Below are 16,446 nucleotides of genomic sequence, written 5' to 3' on the forward strand. Positions count from 1 at the left end.
CATTCTACTCCTCTTTCATTCTTATTTTTTCTGCAATACGTAACTTTGCACTGCGTGATCGATTGTTTTCTGCTAACTCTTCCTCTGAAGGAAGGATTGGTTTACGAGTAATGACTTTCAGTTCCGGTTGAAATTCGTCAGGTATGACAGGAAGTCCCGGTGGTAAATCTTGTACCGTACTATATTCTTTAAACATACTTTTGACAATTCTGTCTTCTAATGAGTGGAATGTAATCACACTGATTCTTCCATTGACTTTCAATAACCGGATTGCCTGTTCTAAAGAGGCCTCTTCGGCACCAAGTTCGTCATTTACTGCAATCCGCACAGCTTGAAAAATTCTTTTTGCAGGATGCCCGCCTTTTCTTCTTGCGGGAGCTGGGATGACTTGTTTAATGATTTCGACAAGCTCACCAGTTGTTTGGATTGGTTTTGTTTTTCGTACTCGTTCGATTTCACGAGCAATTTGTTTGGAAAATTTCTCCTCGCCATAGCGGAAGAAAATCTTTACTAATTCATGGTAGGAATATTCATTAATTACGTGATAAGCGGATAAAGGAGCTGACTGATCCATACGCATATCCAAGGGTGCATCTTGATGATAACTAAATCCACGTTCTGCTTCATCTAGTTGAGGAGAGGAAACCCCTAAGTCATACAAAATACCGTCTACCTTATCTACATACTCACTCAAGCGTTCTTCTAATTCTCTGAAATTCGCTTTGATAAATGTGACCATCCCTTGTTCGACATAAGAAGCCAAACGCAGCTTGGCGTGATCGATTGCTTTTTGATCTTGGTCAAACGCATACAGGTGCCCTTTAGAACTTAGTTGGCTCAATAAATATTCACTATGTCCGGCACCGCCGAGTGTACAGTCTACATAAACGCCATCCGGTTTGATGTTCAATCCATCTACCGTTTCTTTCAACATGACTGTATAGTGTTGAAATGTTTCAGTCATTAGTCAGCCTCTTCCTATTCTTATAGTCCGAAATCAATCATATTTTCAGCAATTTCGTCAAAATTCTCTTCTGCTTCTGCAGAAAAATCTTCCCATCGTGTCTCATCCCAAATTTCAATTCGGTTAGATACACCGATGATTACGCACCCTTTTGTCAAAGCTGCATAATTTCTTAACGTGCTTGGTATATTGATCCGTCCTTGTTTATCAAGTTCGCATTCAGTGGCAGCCGAATAGAAGAATCGCACAAATGTACGTGCGTCTTTTTTAGCCAACGGCATTTCGTTCAGCTTAGCTTCCAGATTTTCCCATTCGCTCATCGGATAGCCGAAAAGACAACCATCCAATCCGCGTGTCAGAACAAACTTTTCGCCAAGTTCTTCACGAAGTTTTGAGGGAACGATTAAACGTCCTTTTGCATCAATATTATGTTGGAATTCACCCATCAACATTGAAAGCCCCCCATTCCTCCACTAACTAAAATTAGTCTACCACAATCCCCCACTTTCTACCACCTTTTCTAGGAAATCCGGGAACAACTTTTTTTATTCATAAACATTTTTTTAAGAATCAAGCTGCAAAAAGCCTTTTAAAAGACTTTTTACAGCTTTTCTGCTTTTTTCATAGGTAAGAAAGTATATTCACAATGATCAAGACCGCGTACAAGACGATCGTCAGCAGAAAAACCAAACGCCAAGTCATCTTGAAATAACGCGGATAAATGATTTCTTCATAATAATATGCTTGAAAAACAGCAATACAGATGCCCATTAGTAAAACAGAAATAAAGAAAAACGGCAGGATAGAAATTGTCGCTGTGTTTCTAGACAACGCATGCATACCGCCCCACAAAAAAGGAATCGCCAAATCAGGGGCTTTTATTTTAAAACGACGATTTAACGAAAATAATTTTACAAGAAATTGGCAACCAAACAAAACGATTACCGGGTAAATATACCAAAACAAGATAAGTGGTGTGAATGTGCCCATGAACGTAAACTCCTTTTTTATCGTTGCTTCAAGTATACTGTATATACTTTACACAACTGTTTCATTTTATTTAAATTTATGCAGTTATATTCTATATCTTACAAACACATTCCATGTATTCCAATTCCCTATCCGTTATAATAAAAGAAACAGGCAACAGGAGGAAAATCATGATTAAATATTTTACATTAGATAATGAGAAACTGCGTAATACCGGAAAGGAAACTGACCAAACAATCTGGTATTGTGTAGAACGTCCCAATCAAGAAGAGATTCATCAGCTGACACATCAATTTGAAATTCCGTCAGATTACATCACTTCCATACTGGACGATGCAGAAAATTCCCGTACAGAAGAATTCAATCAATCAAAGTTGACAAAACCAGCGTTATTATTGTTGCAATATCCGTTTGCTAAAACAAGCCCTAGCGGTTATTTTCAAGTGGATACATACCCGCTCTCTATCATTTTGACGCCCAAAAAGAAGCTTATCACAATTACGAATCATGAACCACTATTTTTAAAGAAAGTCTTTAGTCAAACCTTTCCAAAAAGCGATGTTTCACCCAATCTCAATATCTTCTTTCAATTCATCTGGCAGGTTACACTGTCTTATAACAGTTATTTAGCTACGCTTCAATCTCAATGCGATACTTTGGAAGCCAAACTTCAAGTATCAACTGAAAACAAACAACTTTATCAAATCATGGATATCCAAAAAAGCCTTGTTTATTTCAGAGAAGCGACTTCTGCTAATTTAGATGCATTGAAAGAATTAGCGCAAAATAAACTTTTCCAAGAAAATCATGCGTTGAAAAACCATCTGCGTGATGTATTGGTAGAAACAGAGCAAGCAATGACTACTTCTCGCATTCAATTAAAACTAGTAGAACAAATGAATCAGACTTTTTCAGCAATCGTATCGAATAATTTGAATAATATTATGAAAATTTTAACTTCTTTAACGATTATATTAACTATACCAACAATCGTCGGAAGTATCTATGGGATGAACATCAAGCTACCCATTGCTGAAAGAGATGATGCGTTTATCTGGCTAGTTCTATTAACATTATTTATTTGTATCGTAACTACCTATTATTTAAAAAAAGGGAAGTTTTTATAAAAAAGACCTCTTGTAGAAAAGACAAAAAGATTGTACACTTGGATTAACTAATTAATTACGAGGTTGAAAACAATGCGTGAAAAAAAACAAACAAGTACTTTTGCTAAAGTAACAAAATTTGTCATTTGGACGATGCTGATTTTAACGATTGGGTCTGTTGTATTGACTGCTGTCATGAGTGTCATGTAAAAAATAAAATATAGCTATCAGCTGCTAAAAAGGACCTGAACCACTACAGTGGCTCAGGTCCTTTTTGCGAGTTGCAATAGTTCTTTTGCATGTTCGAGTGTCAGCTTTGTAATCTCACTCCCAGCTAGCATACGTGCAATTTCTTCTTCTCTTTCTTTTGTTTTCAATTCTGAAACAGATGTTTGCGTACGACCATCAATCACTGCTTTCACGATATAATATTGATAGTCGGCGACTGCGGCGACTTGCGGCAGATGAGTGATGCACAAAACTTGAGAGTATTTCGATATTTGAGAAATTTTATCCGCGATGGCTTGTGCAACTCTTCCACTTACACCTGTATCCACTTCATCAAAGATAATACTTGTCACACCTTGCTCAGAAGAAAAAATAGTTTTCAAAGCCAGTAACATCCGAGATAATTCGCCACCAGAAGCGACTTTCACTAAAGGCTTCAGCGGCTCTCCTGGATTGGTCGTAATGTAGAATTCGATTTGGTCAAACCCATCATGATTCAATTGTCTGTTTTCTTCTTTTAGGAAACGTACTTCAAACTCAGTGTTTTCCATATACAGACTTTTTAATTCATGCAGAATGGATTTTTCCAATTCTTTTGCGATTTTTTTACGCGCTTCATGAAGATCTGCGGCTTGTTGCTGAAGTAGAAGCTCTTTTTGCTCTAGTTCCTCTTTCATTTTGTCCAATTGACCTTCTGAAAAATCAGAAGAAGCTAGCTCTTCGGTGATTTCGTCATAGTAAGCCAATACCGACTCAATGGATTCGCCATATTTGCGTTTCAACTGTCGGATTAATTCTAAACGTTGCGTCACTTCTTCTAAACGACTCTCATCTAACTCCAACAAATCGATTTGACGACTCATGTCGCCGATTGCATCTTGTAGCAAATAGTAAGCACTTTGGATATTTTCATAAATTGCTTCATACTCCACATCTAGATGTGCGATGCCTTGCAATTCTGCAACGGCCAAGCCAACACCATCTACACTGTTTTGTTCATTATTCGTCAGTGCTCCGTAGCCTGCAGCTAATCCATCAGCAATTTTTTGATAATTGCTAAGTTTTTCTCTTTCTTCTTTTAATTTCTCTTCTTCTCCGACTTGCAAATCAGCAGCAGCTATTTCTTCTTGCTGGAAATGAAGCATATCTATTCTCTGAACATAGGATTTTTCATTTTGCTGCACTTTTCGTACCCTTTTTTCCAGCTCACGATAAGAGGTATATTCTTGCTGATAACTCTTTTTCTTCTGTTGGAAAGCTGCATCTCCAAAACGATCCAATAAAGCAAGATGTGATTCAGGCTGGAGCAGTTCCTGATGTTCGTTTTGCCCTTGGATATCCACTAAATAACTACCGATTTTTCTTAGATTGGCTAGCGTGATGATGTGACCATTCACTCGGCAAACATTTTTTCCAGTCAACGACATATCCCGTCGAACAATCAGATTGTCTTCATCCGTTTCGATACCTAATTCAACCATCAATTCAGAGAATCCTTCTTGTTTCGGAAGTTCAAACAATCCTTCAAGAATGCATTTTTCTGCGCCTTGACGTATATAATCGCTTGAACCTCTTCCTCCTGCTAACAAACCTAAAGCATCGATAATGATGGATTTACCCGCACCAGTCTCTCCGGTCAGCGCGGTCATTCCTTCGTGAAAAGAAAGCCGCAATTCCGGAATAATCGCAAAGTTAGTAATACTGATTTCTTGTAGCATCACATTCGCTCCTCAACTTAAAGGTAATGCAGGAAGTCTTTCTTTAGTAAAACTGCCTGGTCTTCAGTTCGTGTAATCATCAAAACATTATCGTCATCATTGATAATCGAAAATAATTCTTTCTTGTAGCGCTTATCGATCAAATTCGCTGCTGCCGAAGCATTCCCCGGCAAAGTTTTCAAAATAACAAATTTTTCCATTTGGTCAACTGCTACGAAAGCGTCTTTTAACAGTTTTTCCAATTTAGTATTTACATCTTCATTTGTTTCAGCTGGTATACTATAACGGTAGCCGCCATCTGAGGCCGGTACCTTAATCAGTTTCAGTTCCTTTATATCTCTGGAAATCGTAGCTTGAGTAACAGATATTCCTTTGCTTTTCAGGATTTCAACAAATTCTTCCTGCTTTCGGATATCTTGCTCACTCAACAATCGAGTAATCAAACGATGCCGATCTTTTTTTCTCATTACGTCTTCGCTCCTTAGCTTATTCTTCTTAACCAATGATAGCTTATTTCCTTGGTATAATAAAGAAGAATCCGAATACTTCTCACTTGATTTTCACAGTTACAATTTATTTATGGTCAAACTGTTCGTGTGCGTTTGAAACCACTTCTGCCATATTAATAGCTGGACTGATCGTGCCGCTTTCAGGTACTTTCCTCAAGTGAGCCAAGAACTCGATATTTCCTTCTCCCCCCGTGATCGGAGAATAACTTACTTCCAGCACATCATATCCACCTTGTGCCGCAAATGACAAAATGTCTTCTAAAACTTTTTGATGGGTCTGTGCGTCACGAACAATTCCGTTTTTCCCTACAGCTTCTCTGCCTGCTTCGAATTGGGGTTTGATTAAGGCAATCACTTCTCCCTCTTCTTTTAAAATAGCATGTAATGGAGGCAGCATCAGTTTTAGTGAAATAAAAGAAACATCGATAACAGCAACTTCTGGAATTCCTAAGGTAAAGTCTTCGGGTTTTGCATAACGAAAATTCACTCTTTCCATTACGACGACTCTAGGATCTTGTCTGATTTTCCAAGCTAGCTGATTGTAACCGACATCTAAAGCATAACTCATTTTTGCGCCATTTTGCAAAGCTGCATCAGTAAATCCGCCAGTGGAAGCACCGATATCTAACAATGTTTTTCCTTCAACAGATAGATCAAATGCTTTGAGCGCTTTTTCTAATTTTAATCCACCCCGAGAAACATAAGGAAGTTTTTTACCTTTGACTCTTAATTCACTACTTACTGGAATTTTTTCTCCCGGTTTATCAAACCGCTCGTTTTTTTCGTTGTAAATCAAACCAGCCATAACTGAACGTTTGGCTTGTTCTCTTGTTTCAAATAATCCTTGTTTGACCGCTAATACATCTACGCGTTCTTTTTCCATTCTTTCCCTCATTTCTCCACATCAAATTGCTTGAGCATCTGGCGCATCATCCCGCCATCAAAAGAAAAAACGTCCTCTTCTAATTTGTCTATGATCTTATTGGCGGATAACAACTCAATCTCCAATGCCTCACGTGTCTTTTCTAGGCCTAATAAACGCGGGTAAGTGTTTTTTTCCATACGTTCATCTTTACCAGCTGTTTTCCCTAATGTTTTCGTTGTACCAATCACATCAAGTAGATCATCTCTTATCTGGAAAGCCAACCCTAAATGTTCGGCTAATCGTTGAAGTAGCAATAAGATTTCTTCAGGTTGCTTCGCTAATATACCTCCAGCTAGCAAAGCATAACGAATCAAACGCCCTGTCTTCCTTTCATGAATAAATGCTAATTCCTCTAACGAAAGCTTTTTCGATTCGCCTTCGATATCTGCAGCTTGTCCAGCCACCATACCTTGTGATCCCGCACAAACAGCTAATTGCTGAAGCAACAGAAGCTTAGGAGAATGACCCAAGTGTGCCATACTGATCAGCTGGAATGCGCCTGTCAGTAAACCATCTCCAGCCAATATAGCTAACGCTTCGCCGAATACTTTGTGATTGGTAGGTTTTCCCCTTCGAAGATCATCATTGTCCATCGCAGGCAAATCATCGTGGATCAAGGAATACGTATGCACCATTTCTAAAGCAGCTGCTACTTGATAGACGGGAACATCGATAGGCTCATCAAAGGAAGCAACAGCCGTTAAAAGTAATAAGGGACGGATTCTTTTTCCACCTGCTTTCACTGAATAAGTCATCGCATCACAGAGTGCTCTATCCGTCGTATGTTCATCTAAAAAAGACAAGATTTCTTTTTCTACAGCAGGTAGATGAATAGCTGAAAAGTCAGTTAATCTCATCTCAGCTTTCCTCGTTTCCGTCAAAATCAACTTCTTCATTTGATTCTGTCATCATTTTCGTCAAGGTTTCTTCTGCTTTAGCTAAGGTATCTTGGCAATGTTTGCTTAATTCCATTCCTCGTTTAAACGAATCTAGAGCTGATTCTAATGGAACGTCTCCTTGTTCTAGCTGCATGACGATTTTTTCTAATTCTTGCAGTGACTCTTCAAAAGTTGGATTTTCCATATTTTTATTCTCCTTTGTCTATCTCTTGTACTTGTCCTTTAACGATTCCATCTTGATAATGGATCGTCAGCAAATCCCCTTGATGAATCTCGGAGACACTTTTTACTACTTGATCATTTAACGTCGTATAGCTGTAGCCTCTTCCCATGATTTTCAATGGACTCAACAAATCAAGAGATTGAACAGCTTGAGCAAAACGCTGCTGCTGTTGTTTCATATATTGTTGGATTTTCTCTTCTAAACGTTTTTCTAGATAAGCAGTTTCTTGGCGAGCTGCTTTGACTCGATAAAGCGGAGCCACTTGTTCCAATTGGTGGCTTAACGCGATCGTTTGCTTTTCTTTTGCATGATAAATCTGCTGTGTAGCTTGATATAATCGCTGTTTCAATTGATCTAATTTGATGGTCTGACCTTCATACAATCTTTCAGGCTGCCGAAAGACATAGGAACGTCGAGCACGCTCGAACCGTTCTTGTTTACGCTGGATCTGGCGTACAAACGCCTGCTGCAATCTAGCTTGCCGTTCTTGAATGCGCATCAACTCTTCTGACAAAACAGGAACAGCTAATTCTGCAGCTGCTGTTGGAGTAGCAGCCCGAACATCTGCTACTAAATCAGCGATCGTGGTATCTGTTTCATGTCCCACAGATGAAATCACCGGCGTATTGGCTTGATAAATCGCTCGGGCAACCCGTTCTTCATTAAACGGCCACAAATCCTCAATCGATCCGCCTCCACGACCAATGATCATTGTATCGAAATCACCTATCTCTTCTACTCGTCGGATATTCTTGACAACATTGTCCGCTGCTTGATTCCCTTGTACAACGGTTGGGAACAAAACCAATTGGACAATTGGATACCTTCTTTTCACCGTCGTGATGATATCGCGGATAACCGCTCCGCTTGGACTGGTAAGGATCGCGATTCGCTTTGGGAAACGTGGCAACATTTTTTTAGGACCTTGAAAAAGGCCTTCCTTCATCAGCTTTTCTTTTCGTTCTTCCAATTCTTGATATAAAGCACCTATTCCATCAGGCTCCATGTGCTCTACATAGATTTGATACGAACCTCCCGCTTCATAGAGTGAAATACGCCCAACAACAAGGACTTTCATTCCTTCTTTTGGCTGGAATCGTAATTTTTGGAATGCACCTTTGAACATAATAGCAGATATTTTTGCATGATCATCTTTTAAGCTGAAATATTGATGGGCATTGGCGCGTAAACGGAAATTCGATATTTCGCCTGTTAAATATACTCGTTCTAAATAAGGATCGGCATCAAATTTACGTTTCAAATACCTCGTTAATGTAGTGACAGTTAAATATTCTTGTGCCATTTATTCACCTGCTCCAAAAGCTTCGGCAGATTTTACGGTTTGATACATCAGCATCGTGATAGTCATTGGCCCTACACCCTTTGGCACAGGAGTGATCCAGCCTGCAATAGGCTCCACTTCATCAAATTTCACATCACCGATCAGCTTACCGTTAGCATCACGGTTCATCCCTACATCGATCACTACAGCACCTGGTTTTACAAATTCTTTTGTGACAAAATGTCCACGTCCTATTGCTACGACTAAAATATCTGCTTCTTGTGCCAGTTCAGCCAGATTTTCGGTTTTAGAATGAGCAACAGTAACAGTTGCATCTGCCATCAAGAGTAGCTGAGCCATCGGTTTACCGACGATATTGCTTCGTCCGATAACTACTGCTCGTTTACCCGCCGGATCGATAGAATAAGCTTCAAACATTTTCATGATGCCGTATGGAGTACAAGGAATCTTGTCCGGTTTACCCGCAAGGAGTCTGCCTAAATTCATTGGATGAAAGCCATCTACGTCTTTTTCAGGACGGATAGCTAACAGGATCTTTTCTTCATCTATATGCTTTGGCAATGGTAATTGGACCAATATACCATGAAATCTAGGATCTTGATTGTATTTTTCGATTTCTGCAAGTAGTTCGTCTTCAGAAATCGTCTCAGGATAACGCTCTACTGATGAATGGATTCCGATTTCTTTTGCTACGCGTTCTTTATTTCTTACATAGATTTGACTGGCTGGATTTTCCCCTACCAATAAAACAACTAATCCGGGATGGATACCATTATCTTTCAATTTTTGGATTTTTTCAGCAATCTCTGCCTGCATTTTTTCAGCTAATTCTTTTCCGTTAATCAATTCTGCCATCTAACCACTCCCAGATATTTTTTGTGTTTTCATTCTACCATAGAATTTTCCCGATTTATAACAGGTTTATGATGATTCACAGAAAAAAGCTAGGACTTACGCCCCAGCTTCTAATTCTTTTAATACATTGGATAAGACACCGTTGACGAATTTACGCGAACGGTCATCACTAAATGTTTTTGCCAACTCAATTGCTTCATTTAAAGCAACAGCCGCTGGTACATCTGTCACATAAGTCATTTCAAAAATCGCGATACGCAAGATCACCAAATCCATTTTTGAGATTCGATTGATATGCCAATTGTTTTTCAAATGTTTTTCGATCACTTTATCCAATTCATCTTTTTTTGCACAGACACCGCCAACTAGCGTATCAAGATAAACAGGAACAAACTCTGATTCATCTTCATTGATCATGTCGCGGTGGTCTAATTCGATTGCGTTGAAAATCGCATCTTCTTTTGTTAGGTCTGCATTGAAGTCTAACGGAAATAAAGCCTGCAATGCCATCTCCCGAATCTCGTGTCTTGATAGTTCTTTATTCATTCTCTTCCTCTTCGTCTTCAAAAAGTTCTTCGATTGTTGGTTGTTCTAATTTTTCAGGAACAACAGCTACTACATGGATATTGACTTCAGCTAGATCGATATCTGTCATGAAAAGGACTTGCTGGCTAACCCGTTCTTGCATTTCCATTGCAACTTTAGGAACTGAAACACCATATTCCAGGTAGCAGTAAAGATCTACTTTCAAGCCATCTTCCTCATTTGCCAAGTAAACACCTTTTCCGTGAGCTGCTCGTCCTAATAATTCAGTGACATTGCTGGCAAAAGTTCCGCGCATTCCGTATACGCCTTCTACTTTAGAAGCAGCAATCCCGATGATTACTTCGATGACTTCAGGAGCAATCACGATCTCTCCCAAATCTTGGTTTGCGTTTAAAATCAAATTTTTTTCATCTGCCATTTATTTATTCCTCCCTTTGCCTAAGCACGAGATACATCCGAATTCTCTATGATGCGGCTATAATGATCATTTGGTAAAAAAACTGCCGCCGATCAGCTGCAAATTGCTATGAATTGGAGAAAATATCCAACTTTATTATCTCTTACAGCTTAAAAGTTCTTCTATAGTGTATCATTAAATCAAGCGATTTTCTATAACAAAGTCTGTGAACACTGATTTTTACGCTTACTTCTTTTATGGACGAGACTATAAGATAATCAATTCTTTTGGTGAACGAGTCAATACACGATTGCCATCTTCTGTGATCAGCAAATCGTCCTCAATACGTACCCCACCGATTCCTGGTAAGTAGATCCCTGGCTCGTCAGTAATTACATTTCCTGGTACAAATTGCTTTTCCGCACGAGAAGAAACATTCGGTCCTTCGTGGATCTCTAGACCGATCCCATGTCCTGTAGAATGTCCAAATGCTTCACCGTAACCATGTTTTGAAATATAATCTCTAGCAACTGCGTCTAATTGGACACCAGTCATTCCTGGTTTCGCAGCATCAATAACCGCTAATTGCGCGTCTAGAACTACTTGATAAATTTCTTTTAATTTTTCTCCAGGATCACCAATAGCGAATGTACGTGTCATATCAGAAACATACCCTTCGTAATAGCAGCCAAAATCCAACGTGATCAAGTCACCTTGTTCGATGAGTTTCTTGCTTGCTACACCATGCGGCATAGCCGAACGCAATCCGCTAGCAACGATCGTATCAAAAGAAACACCTGAAGCGCCAAGAGAACGCATATAAAAGTCTAGTTGATTTGCGACTTCAATCTCAGTCATGCCCGGTTGGATCATTTTCAGGATGTGATTATAAGCCATATCCGCAATGTTACATGCTTTTTCGATAATGGCGATTTCTTCTTCATCTTTCACTTCTCTGAGTTCTTCAATCATCTGTGAAACAGGTACTAATTCCGCATCGATGATTTCTTCTAAAACCGAATATTCTAAAAATGAGACTGTTGTTTCCTCAAAAGCTAATGAGTGCAGTTCTTCTTTGCGTACTAAGTTTGCTACCTCATCAAAAATAGGTCCGACATTTTTAATAATTTCAAACCCTTGAGCCTGCGCTGCCGCCTGCTCGGTATAACGAAAATCAGTAATAAAAAATGCTTTTTCCAAAGTAATAACAGCTAATCCTGTCGTACCTGTAAAGTTCGTTAAGTAACGAAGATTGTACGGACTGGTAACCAAAAATGAATCCAAATTTTCTTCTTGCATTTTTTTTCGCAATTTTTCTACACGTAGCATCATAATGAAACTCCCTCTTTCTTTGCACGCTTTTTTCTATTATAGCAAACTTTTCTTCGTACACGACAGTTAAATAAAAATTTCCGGAAAACTTCTTTTTCTTTTAAAGAAAGAAAGCCAAAAAGGAGTCACGGTTTCGCCGCAACTCCTTTAGCTTTACTATTTTATAAAAACTTATGACCGTTTTCCAAAGAAAAACGAGACAACTGCTACCAAAATCACTGCGCCTAAAATAGATGGAATAAGTGCCATACCTGCAGCTTTTGGTCCCCATTCGCCGAAAATCGCTTGTCCAATACTTGAACCAACTAATCCAGCAATGATATTCGTGATACAGCCCATCGAATTTCCTTTGCTGGTGATTGCACCTGCAATCGCTCCGATCACAGCTCCAACAATCAATGTCCATAACCAACTCATAATATAACCTCCTTCTTTGCTAATCAATTTTAGCATAAGGGATTTAAAGGGGACAAATAATTGGTTCTGCTATTTCATGTTTTCTTCTGCAAAGTAAAAAAATAAAGAAAACCTCCCCTTAGAAGTTTTCTTTATTTTTTATTTGCGTTTAAACATGCTACGGATACCACGTTTCACTACATCAAAGAAACTCAATGATTGTACCATTCTATCTTCATCTACATATTCTCTGATCGCACGAAGTACTTTTTTAGGTTCTTTGGAAGAAAATGTGTATGTACCATTTTTTTTCGTTTGAATGGCATATCGAGGAATCCATTTTCCTTTTAGCATGACCGATGCTAGTACATAATCCACTTCTTCCCATGGAATTTGGATATATTTGCGTTTGTCTCGCGCATGGTAAAATTCAAAGCCATTATCGCCTATCATGATTTGTCCGTAATCTGTCAGCCCCGTAAATGAAGTAGCGTCAATTACTAAGTCTACTTTTGTATTGATTGATTGAACCATTTTCTCCCTCCAAATATCTGTTTATTCACAGTATACTATATAAAAAAAGCTCGGGACAACGCCCGAGCTATATTTTTATGGATTATAAAAGTCCGATGACGTGTCCTACAACACCGACTACGAATAAGCCAAGGATAATAACGATTGGAGAAACTTTTTTCTTAAGCAACCACATACAGAACAATGTTAATCCTAATGCAGCTAAACCAGGAATCAATTGGTCTAAGTTGTCTTGTAACGTTGTTACCTTTTCAGGAGAAAGGGCTAAGCCATTATTAACTTGTTCAAATGCACTCTTGATTCCTTCACCACCTGAAGGTAATTTATCCCATTCGATGTAAGCACCTTTATCTAATTTTACAGTTGATACAACTGGTAAGAATTTGATTGATACCCATCTTTGTACCAAGGCAGCTAATACGAACATCCCTAAAATAGAAGCACCTTTTGTTACGTCTTGTAATAATCCGCCAGAAAGGTCATCCGTAATTTTAGAACCAGCTCTGTAGCCGAATTCTTGTGTATACCACATGAATGCCCAACGAATAATGTTCCAACCTAAGAAGAAGATGATTGGTCCAAGGATATTTCCTCCCATAGCTAATGAAGCACCTAGTGCACCTAGCATTGGACGTACTGTAAACCAGAACACTGGGTCACCAACACCAGCTAAAGGACCCATCATACCTACTTTAACCCCTTGAATCGCTACATCATCCACAGGTGCGCCATTCGCACGTTCTTCTTCCAGTGCCAATGTAACCCCTAAAATTGGAGAAGCAATGTATGGGTGTGTATTAAAGAATTCCAAGTGACGTTTCAATGCTGCAGAACGTTCTTCTTTTGTTTTGTATAATTTTTTGATTGCTGGAATCATAGAAAATGCCCAGCCACCGTTTTGCATACGTTCGTAGTTCCATGAACCTTGAATGAAGGTAGAGCGCCATGCAACAGCTAAACGATCTTTTTTTGATAATTTGATTTTTTCTTCTGCCATTTTATTTTCCTCCTTCAAGATTAATAGTCATTCAAAATGTCGCCTAAAGGGTCACCAGAGTTGCTTCCGCCTCCATTATTTGATGAACCACCCATTTTAGAAAGGTTCAAGTAAATAAGAGCTAATGCAACACCTAAAGCACCTAGAGCAATCAATGTTAATTGAGAAATTGCAGCTACAACGAAACCGATAACGAAGAATGGCCATACTTCTTTTGTAGCCATCATGTTGATTACCAAAGCGTAACCTACAGCTACGACCATTCCCCCACCGATAGCCATACCATCTGTTAACCATGCTGGCATTGATTCAAGGAATGATTGCACAGTTTGTGCTGGGATAAATAGCAATGCTGCTGCTGGGACCGCGATACGAACCCCTTGTAAACATACAGCAATGATGTGCCACATTTCAACCTTACGGATGTTTCCTTCTTCAGCAGCCGCATCCATCAAATGAACGATTGGAACAGCGATTGTACGTACGATCATTGTTAAGAACAACCCTGCAACAGCCAAAGGAACGGCAATCGCGATCGCAGAAGGAACACCTTTAACACCTTGTCCACCTAAAACTAAAATAATTGCTGATGCTACTGATGCTAATGCAGCATCTGGTGCTACAGCGGCACCGATATTTGCCCAACCTAAAGCGATCATTTGAAGCGTACCGCCAAGTACGATACCAGCTTCGAGGTTACCGGTAACTAAACCGATCAATGTACATGCCACTAGTGGTTGATGAAATTGAAATTCATCAAGAATACCTTCCATACCAGCTAGAAAGGCAACTAATACGACTAAAATTATTGAAATAATAGACATGATAAGCCTCCTATAAATTTTAATATTATTTATTACGCTTTTGCTAATTCAGCTTTTGCTTTTTTCAAAATGTCATCCATGTTATCGCGTGAATCATTAGGTACTTTACGTACATCGAATTTCACACCTTTTTGTTCAAGCTTCTCAAACGCTTCAACATCTTCTTGTCCCATAGACAATACTTTACTTACAACGACTTTACCAACTGAATGCGCCATTGACCCAACATTTAATTCTTTGATGTCCACGCCACCTTCAACAGCTGTCAATACGTCTTCAGGATTTTCAAATAAAAGCAATGCTTTGGTATTTCCAAAACGAGGGTCTTTTGCGACTTCGATCATTTTGCTAATAGGAATAACATTTGCTTTTACACCTGGAGGAGCAGCTTGTTCGATTAGTCTCTTACGCAGATCATCCTTTGATACTGCATCTGAAACAACGATAATACGGTTTGGTTGCACTGCTTTTGTCCAAGCTGTCGCAACTTGTCCATGTAACAGACGTGAGTCAACACGAGCTAATACATATTTGATTTTCCCGTCTCCGACCACAGTTCCTTCTGGAAGTGCTCCTTTAGGTTGTGCGTCTTCAACTGCTGCTTTCGGTGCTTCTGCCGGTTCTAATTCTTCCGGTTTCACTTTTACACCATCTTTTGCTGTTTCAATGATATGCGCTGCAATTTCATGAGCAGATTCCATTGAAAATCGTGATGCATAGGCTTCAATCAACATTGGCAAATTCAAACCGCTGACGATTGCCCATTTATCTTTGTGCTCTTCGAATAATGTGTTTGATTGATTGAACGGTGTTCCGCCCCATAAATCAACTAAGAATAACACTTCGTCTTGATTATCAAAAGAAGCAACCGCTTCTTCCAATTTGGCTCTCAAGTCATCTGGACCTTCACTTGGTTTCAAAATCACGGCTTTGACGTTTTCTTGTTCGCCAAAGATCATTGAACCGGATTGTAAGATTCCTTCAGCAAATTGTCCATGACTTGCTAGGATAATCCCTACCATATTTATACCTCCTATTTACTTTTGTTGTAACAAATTCAAAAATATTAATAATTGCTAACCATTACAACAGAATTATTTGACCTTTTCCAACAACCATTTTTGTTACACCTTTTTGATTTTCGCTAGTAGTTCCATCAAAAGGATTTTCCTGTCAGCAGGTACTTTTCGAATCTCTAACTCCACTTCTTGACTGTTCAAGTAACGAAAGGAATCAATATCTTGTTGATTTACTGAAACAAAATTGGTAATCATTGATTTGCCTTCAGTAAAACTCATACCGCCGATATTCAACGACTTCAACTGTACACCGCAGCGGACAACCGCTTCAACATCTTGGGGATTGGTGAATAAAAGCATCACTTTCGCTCGTGATAATAGTCCACTATGATAGATTTGAATCATTTTCTGCACGGTTATTACATTTGCTGTGATTCCCGGCGGTGCAGCTTCTTTTAATAGAAACTTTCTCAATTTATCTTGAGCAACTACATCGCTGATCACAATGATACGTTCAACACCTGTTTGCTTCGACCAAACTGTTGCGACTTGCCCGTGGATTAAACGATCATCTATACGTGCCAATCGAATATCCATCTGCAAAACTCCTTCTTCCTCACTACTTCACAGAAACCCCTATCATTTCTGTGTGAACAACCACCTCCTAGCACACACTACTAT

21 protein-coding genes are annotated in these 16,446 nt (G+C 39.1%); 2 read left to right on the top strand and 19 right to left on the bottom strand.

The genetic code is table 11. From position 1 onward, the window contains the following. Positions 1 to 4 precede the first annotated feature (4 nt). The 3 genes from rsmH to IGJ53_RS10350 all read right to left on the bottom strand — a co-directional run bounded on the left by rsmH (position 5) and on the right by IGJ53_RS10350 (position 1,954). Entirely contained in the window at positions 5 to 964 is a 960-nt protein-coding gene (gene rsmH / locus IGJ53_RS10340; RefSeq protein WP_002375271.1) for a 16S rRNA (cytosine(1402)-N(4))-methyltransferase RsmH, read from the bottom strand. Positions 965 to 984: 20 nt separating this feature from the next. Then, positions 985 to 1,416: a division/cell wall cluster transcriptional repressor MraZ gene (mraZ, locus tag IGJ53_RS10345; protein WP_002291870.1), complete on the bottom strand. Its 432-nt coding sequence runs from the start codon at positions 1,414 to 1,416 to the stop codon at positions 985 to 987. Positions 1,417 to 1,585: 169 nt separating this feature from the next. Beyond that, a complete protein-coding gene (locus IGJ53_RS10350; RefSeq protein ID WP_002291871.1) occupies positions 1,586 to 1,954 on the bottom strand; it encodes a DUF3397 domain-containing protein in 369 nt (122 codons plus the stop codon). Positions 1,955 to 2,124: 170 nt separating this feature from the next. On the opposite strand from IGJ53_RS10350, the gene IGJ53_RS10355 reads away from it, so the two are divergent. Both IGJ53_RS10355 and IGJ53_RS10360 read left to right on the top strand, forming a co-directional pair. Further along, entirely contained in the window at positions 2,125 to 3,081 is a 957-nt protein-coding gene (locus IGJ53_RS10355) for a magnesium transporter CorA family protein (RefSeq protein ID WP_010733369.1), read from the top strand. Between the two features lie 72 nt (positions 3,082 to 3,153). Beyond that, a complete protein-coding gene (locus tag IGJ53_RS10360) occupies positions 3,154 to 3,270 on the top strand; it encodes a DUF4044 domain-containing protein (protein WP_002291876.1) in 117 nt (38 codons plus the stop codon). Positions 3,271 to 3,323: 53 nt separating this feature from the next. On the opposite strand, the gene recN is transcribed toward IGJ53_RS10360, so the two are convergent. The 16 genes from recN to IGJ53_RS10440 form a co-directional block, all read right to left on the bottom strand. Then, on the bottom strand, positions 3,324 to 5,006 hold the full coding sequence (gene recN / locus IGJ53_RS10365; protein WP_002375273.1) for a DNA repair protein RecN: 1,683 nt from the start codon (positions 5,004 to 5,006) through the stop codon (positions 3,324 to 3,326). A gap of 17 nt (positions 5,007 to 5,023) precedes the next feature. After that, positions 5,024 to 5,473: an arginine repressor gene (locus tag IGJ53_RS10370; RefSeq protein WP_002286653.1), complete on the bottom strand. Its 450-nt coding sequence runs from the start codon at positions 5,471 to 5,473 to the stop codon at positions 5,024 to 5,026. 106 nt (positions 5,474 to 5,579) lie between these two features. Beyond that, a complete protein-coding gene (locus IGJ53_RS10375; protein WP_010733368.1) occupies positions 5,580 to 6,398 on the bottom strand; it encodes a TlyA family RNA methyltransferase in 819 nt (272 codons plus the stop codon). A gap of 8 nt (positions 6,399 to 6,406) precedes the next feature. Beyond that, entirely contained in the window at positions 6,407 to 7,297 is an 891-nt protein-coding gene (locus IGJ53_RS10380; RefSeq protein ID WP_010733367.1) for a polyprenyl synthetase family protein, read from the bottom strand. A gap of 1 nt (position 7,298) precedes the next feature. Beyond that, positions 7,299 to 7,523, bottom strand: a complete 225-nt coding sequence (locus IGJ53_RS10385; RefSeq protein WP_002286657.1) for an exodeoxyribonuclease VII small subunit — start codon at positions 7,521 to 7,523, stop codon at positions 7,299 to 7,301. 4 nt (positions 7,524 to 7,527) lie between these two features. Next, entirely contained in the window at positions 7,528 to 8,865 is a 1,338-nt protein-coding gene (gene xseA / locus IGJ53_RS10390) for an exodeoxyribonuclease VII large subunit (RefSeq protein ID WP_010733366.1), read from the bottom strand. Continuing rightward, positions 8,866 to 9,720 (bottom strand): bifunctional methylenetetrahydrofolate dehydrogenase/methenyltetrahydrofolate cyclohydrolase, encoded by an 855-nt coding sequence (locus IGJ53_RS10395; RefSeq protein WP_010733365.1) that lies wholly within the window; start codon positions 9,718 to 9,720, stop codon positions 8,866 to 8,868. A 96-nt stretch (positions 9,721 to 9,816) separates the two neighbouring features. Then, positions 9,817 to 10,266: a transcription antitermination factor NusB gene (nusB, locus tag IGJ53_RS10400; RefSeq protein WP_002286662.1), complete on the bottom strand. Its 450-nt coding sequence runs from the start codon at positions 10,264 to 10,266 to the stop codon at positions 9,817 to 9,819. Next, on the bottom strand, positions 10,259 to 10,684 hold the full coding sequence (locus IGJ53_RS10405) for an Asp23/Gls24 family envelope stress response protein (protein WP_002291889.1): 426 nt from the start codon (positions 10,682 to 10,684) through the stop codon (positions 10,259 to 10,261). The genes nusB and IGJ53_RS10405 overlap by 8 nt, the downstream gene beginning before the upstream one ends. Before the next feature lie 246 nt (positions 10,685 to 10,930). Continuing rightward, positions 10,931 to 11,995 (bottom strand): M24 family metallopeptidase, encoded by a 1,065-nt coding sequence (locus IGJ53_RS10410; protein ID WP_438750184.1) that lies wholly within the window; start codon positions 11,993 to 11,995, stop codon positions 10,931 to 10,933. Positions 11,996 to 12,166: 171 nt separating this feature from the next. After that, entirely contained in the window at positions 12,167 to 12,412 is a 246-nt protein-coding gene (locus IGJ53_RS10415; RefSeq protein WP_002291892.1) for a GlsB/YeaQ/YmgE family stress response membrane protein, read from the bottom strand. 138 nt (positions 12,413 to 12,550) lie between these two features. After that, on the bottom strand, positions 12,551 to 12,925 hold the full coding sequence (locus IGJ53_RS10420) for a DUF956 family protein (protein WP_002310263.1): 375 nt from the start codon (positions 12,923 to 12,925) through the stop codon (positions 12,551 to 12,553). 82 nt (positions 12,926 to 13,007) lie between these two features. After that, entirely contained in the window at positions 13,008 to 13,922 is a 915-nt protein-coding gene (locus tag IGJ53_RS10425) for a PTS system mannose/fructose/sorbose family transporter subunit IID (RefSeq protein WP_002310262.1), read from the bottom strand. Between the two features lie 20 nt (positions 13,923 to 13,942). Then, on the bottom strand, positions 13,943 to 14,746 hold the full coding sequence (locus IGJ53_RS10430) for a PTS mannose/fructose/sorbose transporter subunit IIC (protein WP_002294546.1): 804 nt from the start codon (positions 14,744 to 14,746) through the stop codon (positions 13,943 to 13,945). Positions 14,747 to 14,778: 32 nt separating this feature from the next. Then, entirely contained in the window at positions 14,779 to 15,768 is a 990-nt protein-coding gene (locus tag IGJ53_RS10435) for a mannose/fructose/sorbose PTS transporter subunit IIB (protein WP_002289456.1), read from the bottom strand. 102 nt (positions 15,769 to 15,870) lie between these two features. Next, positions 15,871 to 16,362, bottom strand: a complete 492-nt coding sequence (locus IGJ53_RS10440) for a mannose/fructose/sorbose PTS transporter subunit IIB (RefSeq protein ID WP_002289455.1) — start codon at positions 16,360 to 16,362, stop codon at positions 15,871 to 15,873. Between the last annotated feature and the right edge of the window lie 84 nt (positions 16,363 to 16,446).

The sequence above is a fragment of the Enterococcus sp. DIV1283b genome, from assembly GCF_051710965.1.
Classification (GTDB): Bacteria; Bacillota; Bacilli; order Lactobacillales; family Enterococcaceae; genus Enterococcus_B; species Enterococcus_B lactis.

Coding starts and splice junctions, on each gene's coding strand:
- xseA (WP_010733366.1), bottom strand. CDS start 8,865: ATGGCACAAGAATATTTAACTGTCACTACATTAACGAGGTATTTGAAA.
- IGJ53_RS10415 (WP_002291892.1), bottom strand. CDS start 12,412: ATGAGTTGGTTATGGACATTGATTGTTGGAGCTGTGATCGGAGCGATT.
- IGJ53_RS10440 (WP_002289455.1), bottom strand. CDS start 16,362: ATGGATATTCGATTGGCACGTATAGATGATCGTTTAATCCACGGGCAA.
- mraZ (WP_002291870.1), bottom strand. CDS start 1,416: ATGTTGATGGGTGAATTCCAACATAATATTGATGCAAAAGGACGTTTA.
- rsmH (WP_002375271.1), bottom strand. CDS start 964: ATGACTGAAACATTTCAACACTATACAGTCATGTTGAAAGAAACGGTA.
- IGJ53_RS10385 (WP_002286657.1), bottom strand. CDS start 7,523: ATGGAAAATCCAACTTTTGAAGAGTCACTGCAAGAATTAGAAAAAATC.
- IGJ53_RS10420 (WP_002310263.1), bottom strand. CDS start 12,925: ATGGTTCAATCAATCAATACAAAAGTAGACTTAGTAATTGACGCTACT.
- nusB (WP_002286662.1), bottom strand. CDS start 10,266: ATGAATAAAGAACTATCAAGACACGAGATTCGGGAGATGGCATTGCAG.
- IGJ53_RS10425 (WP_002310262.1), bottom strand. CDS start 13,922: ATGGCAGAAGAAAAAATCAAATTATCAAAAAAAGATCGTTTAGCTGTT.
- IGJ53_RS10370 (WP_002286653.1), bottom strand. CDS start 5,473: ATGAGAAAAAAAGATCGGCATCGTTTGATTACTCGATTGTTGAGTGAG.
- IGJ53_RS10375 (WP_010733368.1), bottom strand. CDS start 6,398: ATGGAAAAAGAACGCGTAGATGTATTAGCGGTCAAACAAGGATTATTT.
- IGJ53_RS10410 (WP_438750184.1), bottom strand. CDS start 11,995: ATGATGCTACGTGTAGAAAAATTGCGAAAAAAAATGCAAGAAGAAAAT.
- IGJ53_RS10350 (WP_002291871.1), bottom strand. CDS start 1,954: ATGGGCACATTCACACCACTTATCTTGTTTTGGTATATTTACCCGGTA.
- IGJ53_RS10430 (WP_002294546.1), bottom strand. CDS start 14,746: ATGTCTATTATTTCAATAATTTTAGTCGTATTAGTTGCCTTTCTAGCT.
- IGJ53_RS10395 (WP_010733365.1), bottom strand. CDS start 9,720: ATGGCAGAATTGATTAACGGAAAAGAATTAGCTGAAAAAATGCAGGCA.
- IGJ53_RS10360 (WP_002291876.1), top strand. CDS start 3,154: ATGCGTGAAAAAAAACAAACAAGTACTTTTGCTAAAGTAACAAAATTT.
- recN (WP_002375273.1), bottom strand. CDS start 5,006: ATGCTACAAGAAATCAGTATTACTAACTTTGCGATTATTCCGGAATTG.
- IGJ53_RS10435 (WP_002289456.1), bottom strand. CDS start 15,768: ATGGTAGGGATTATCCTAGCAAGTCATGGACAATTTGCTGAAGGAATC.
- IGJ53_RS10355 (WP_010733369.1), top strand. CDS start 2,125: ATGATTAAATATTTTACATTAGATAATGAGAAACTGCGTAATACCGGA.
- IGJ53_RS10405 (WP_002291889.1), bottom strand. CDS start 10,684: ATGGCAGATGAAAAAAATTTGATTTTAAACGCAAACCAAGATTTGGGA.
- IGJ53_RS10380 (WP_010733367.1), bottom strand. CDS start 7,297: ATGAGATTAACTGACTTTTCAGCTATTCATCTACCTGCTGTAGAAAAA.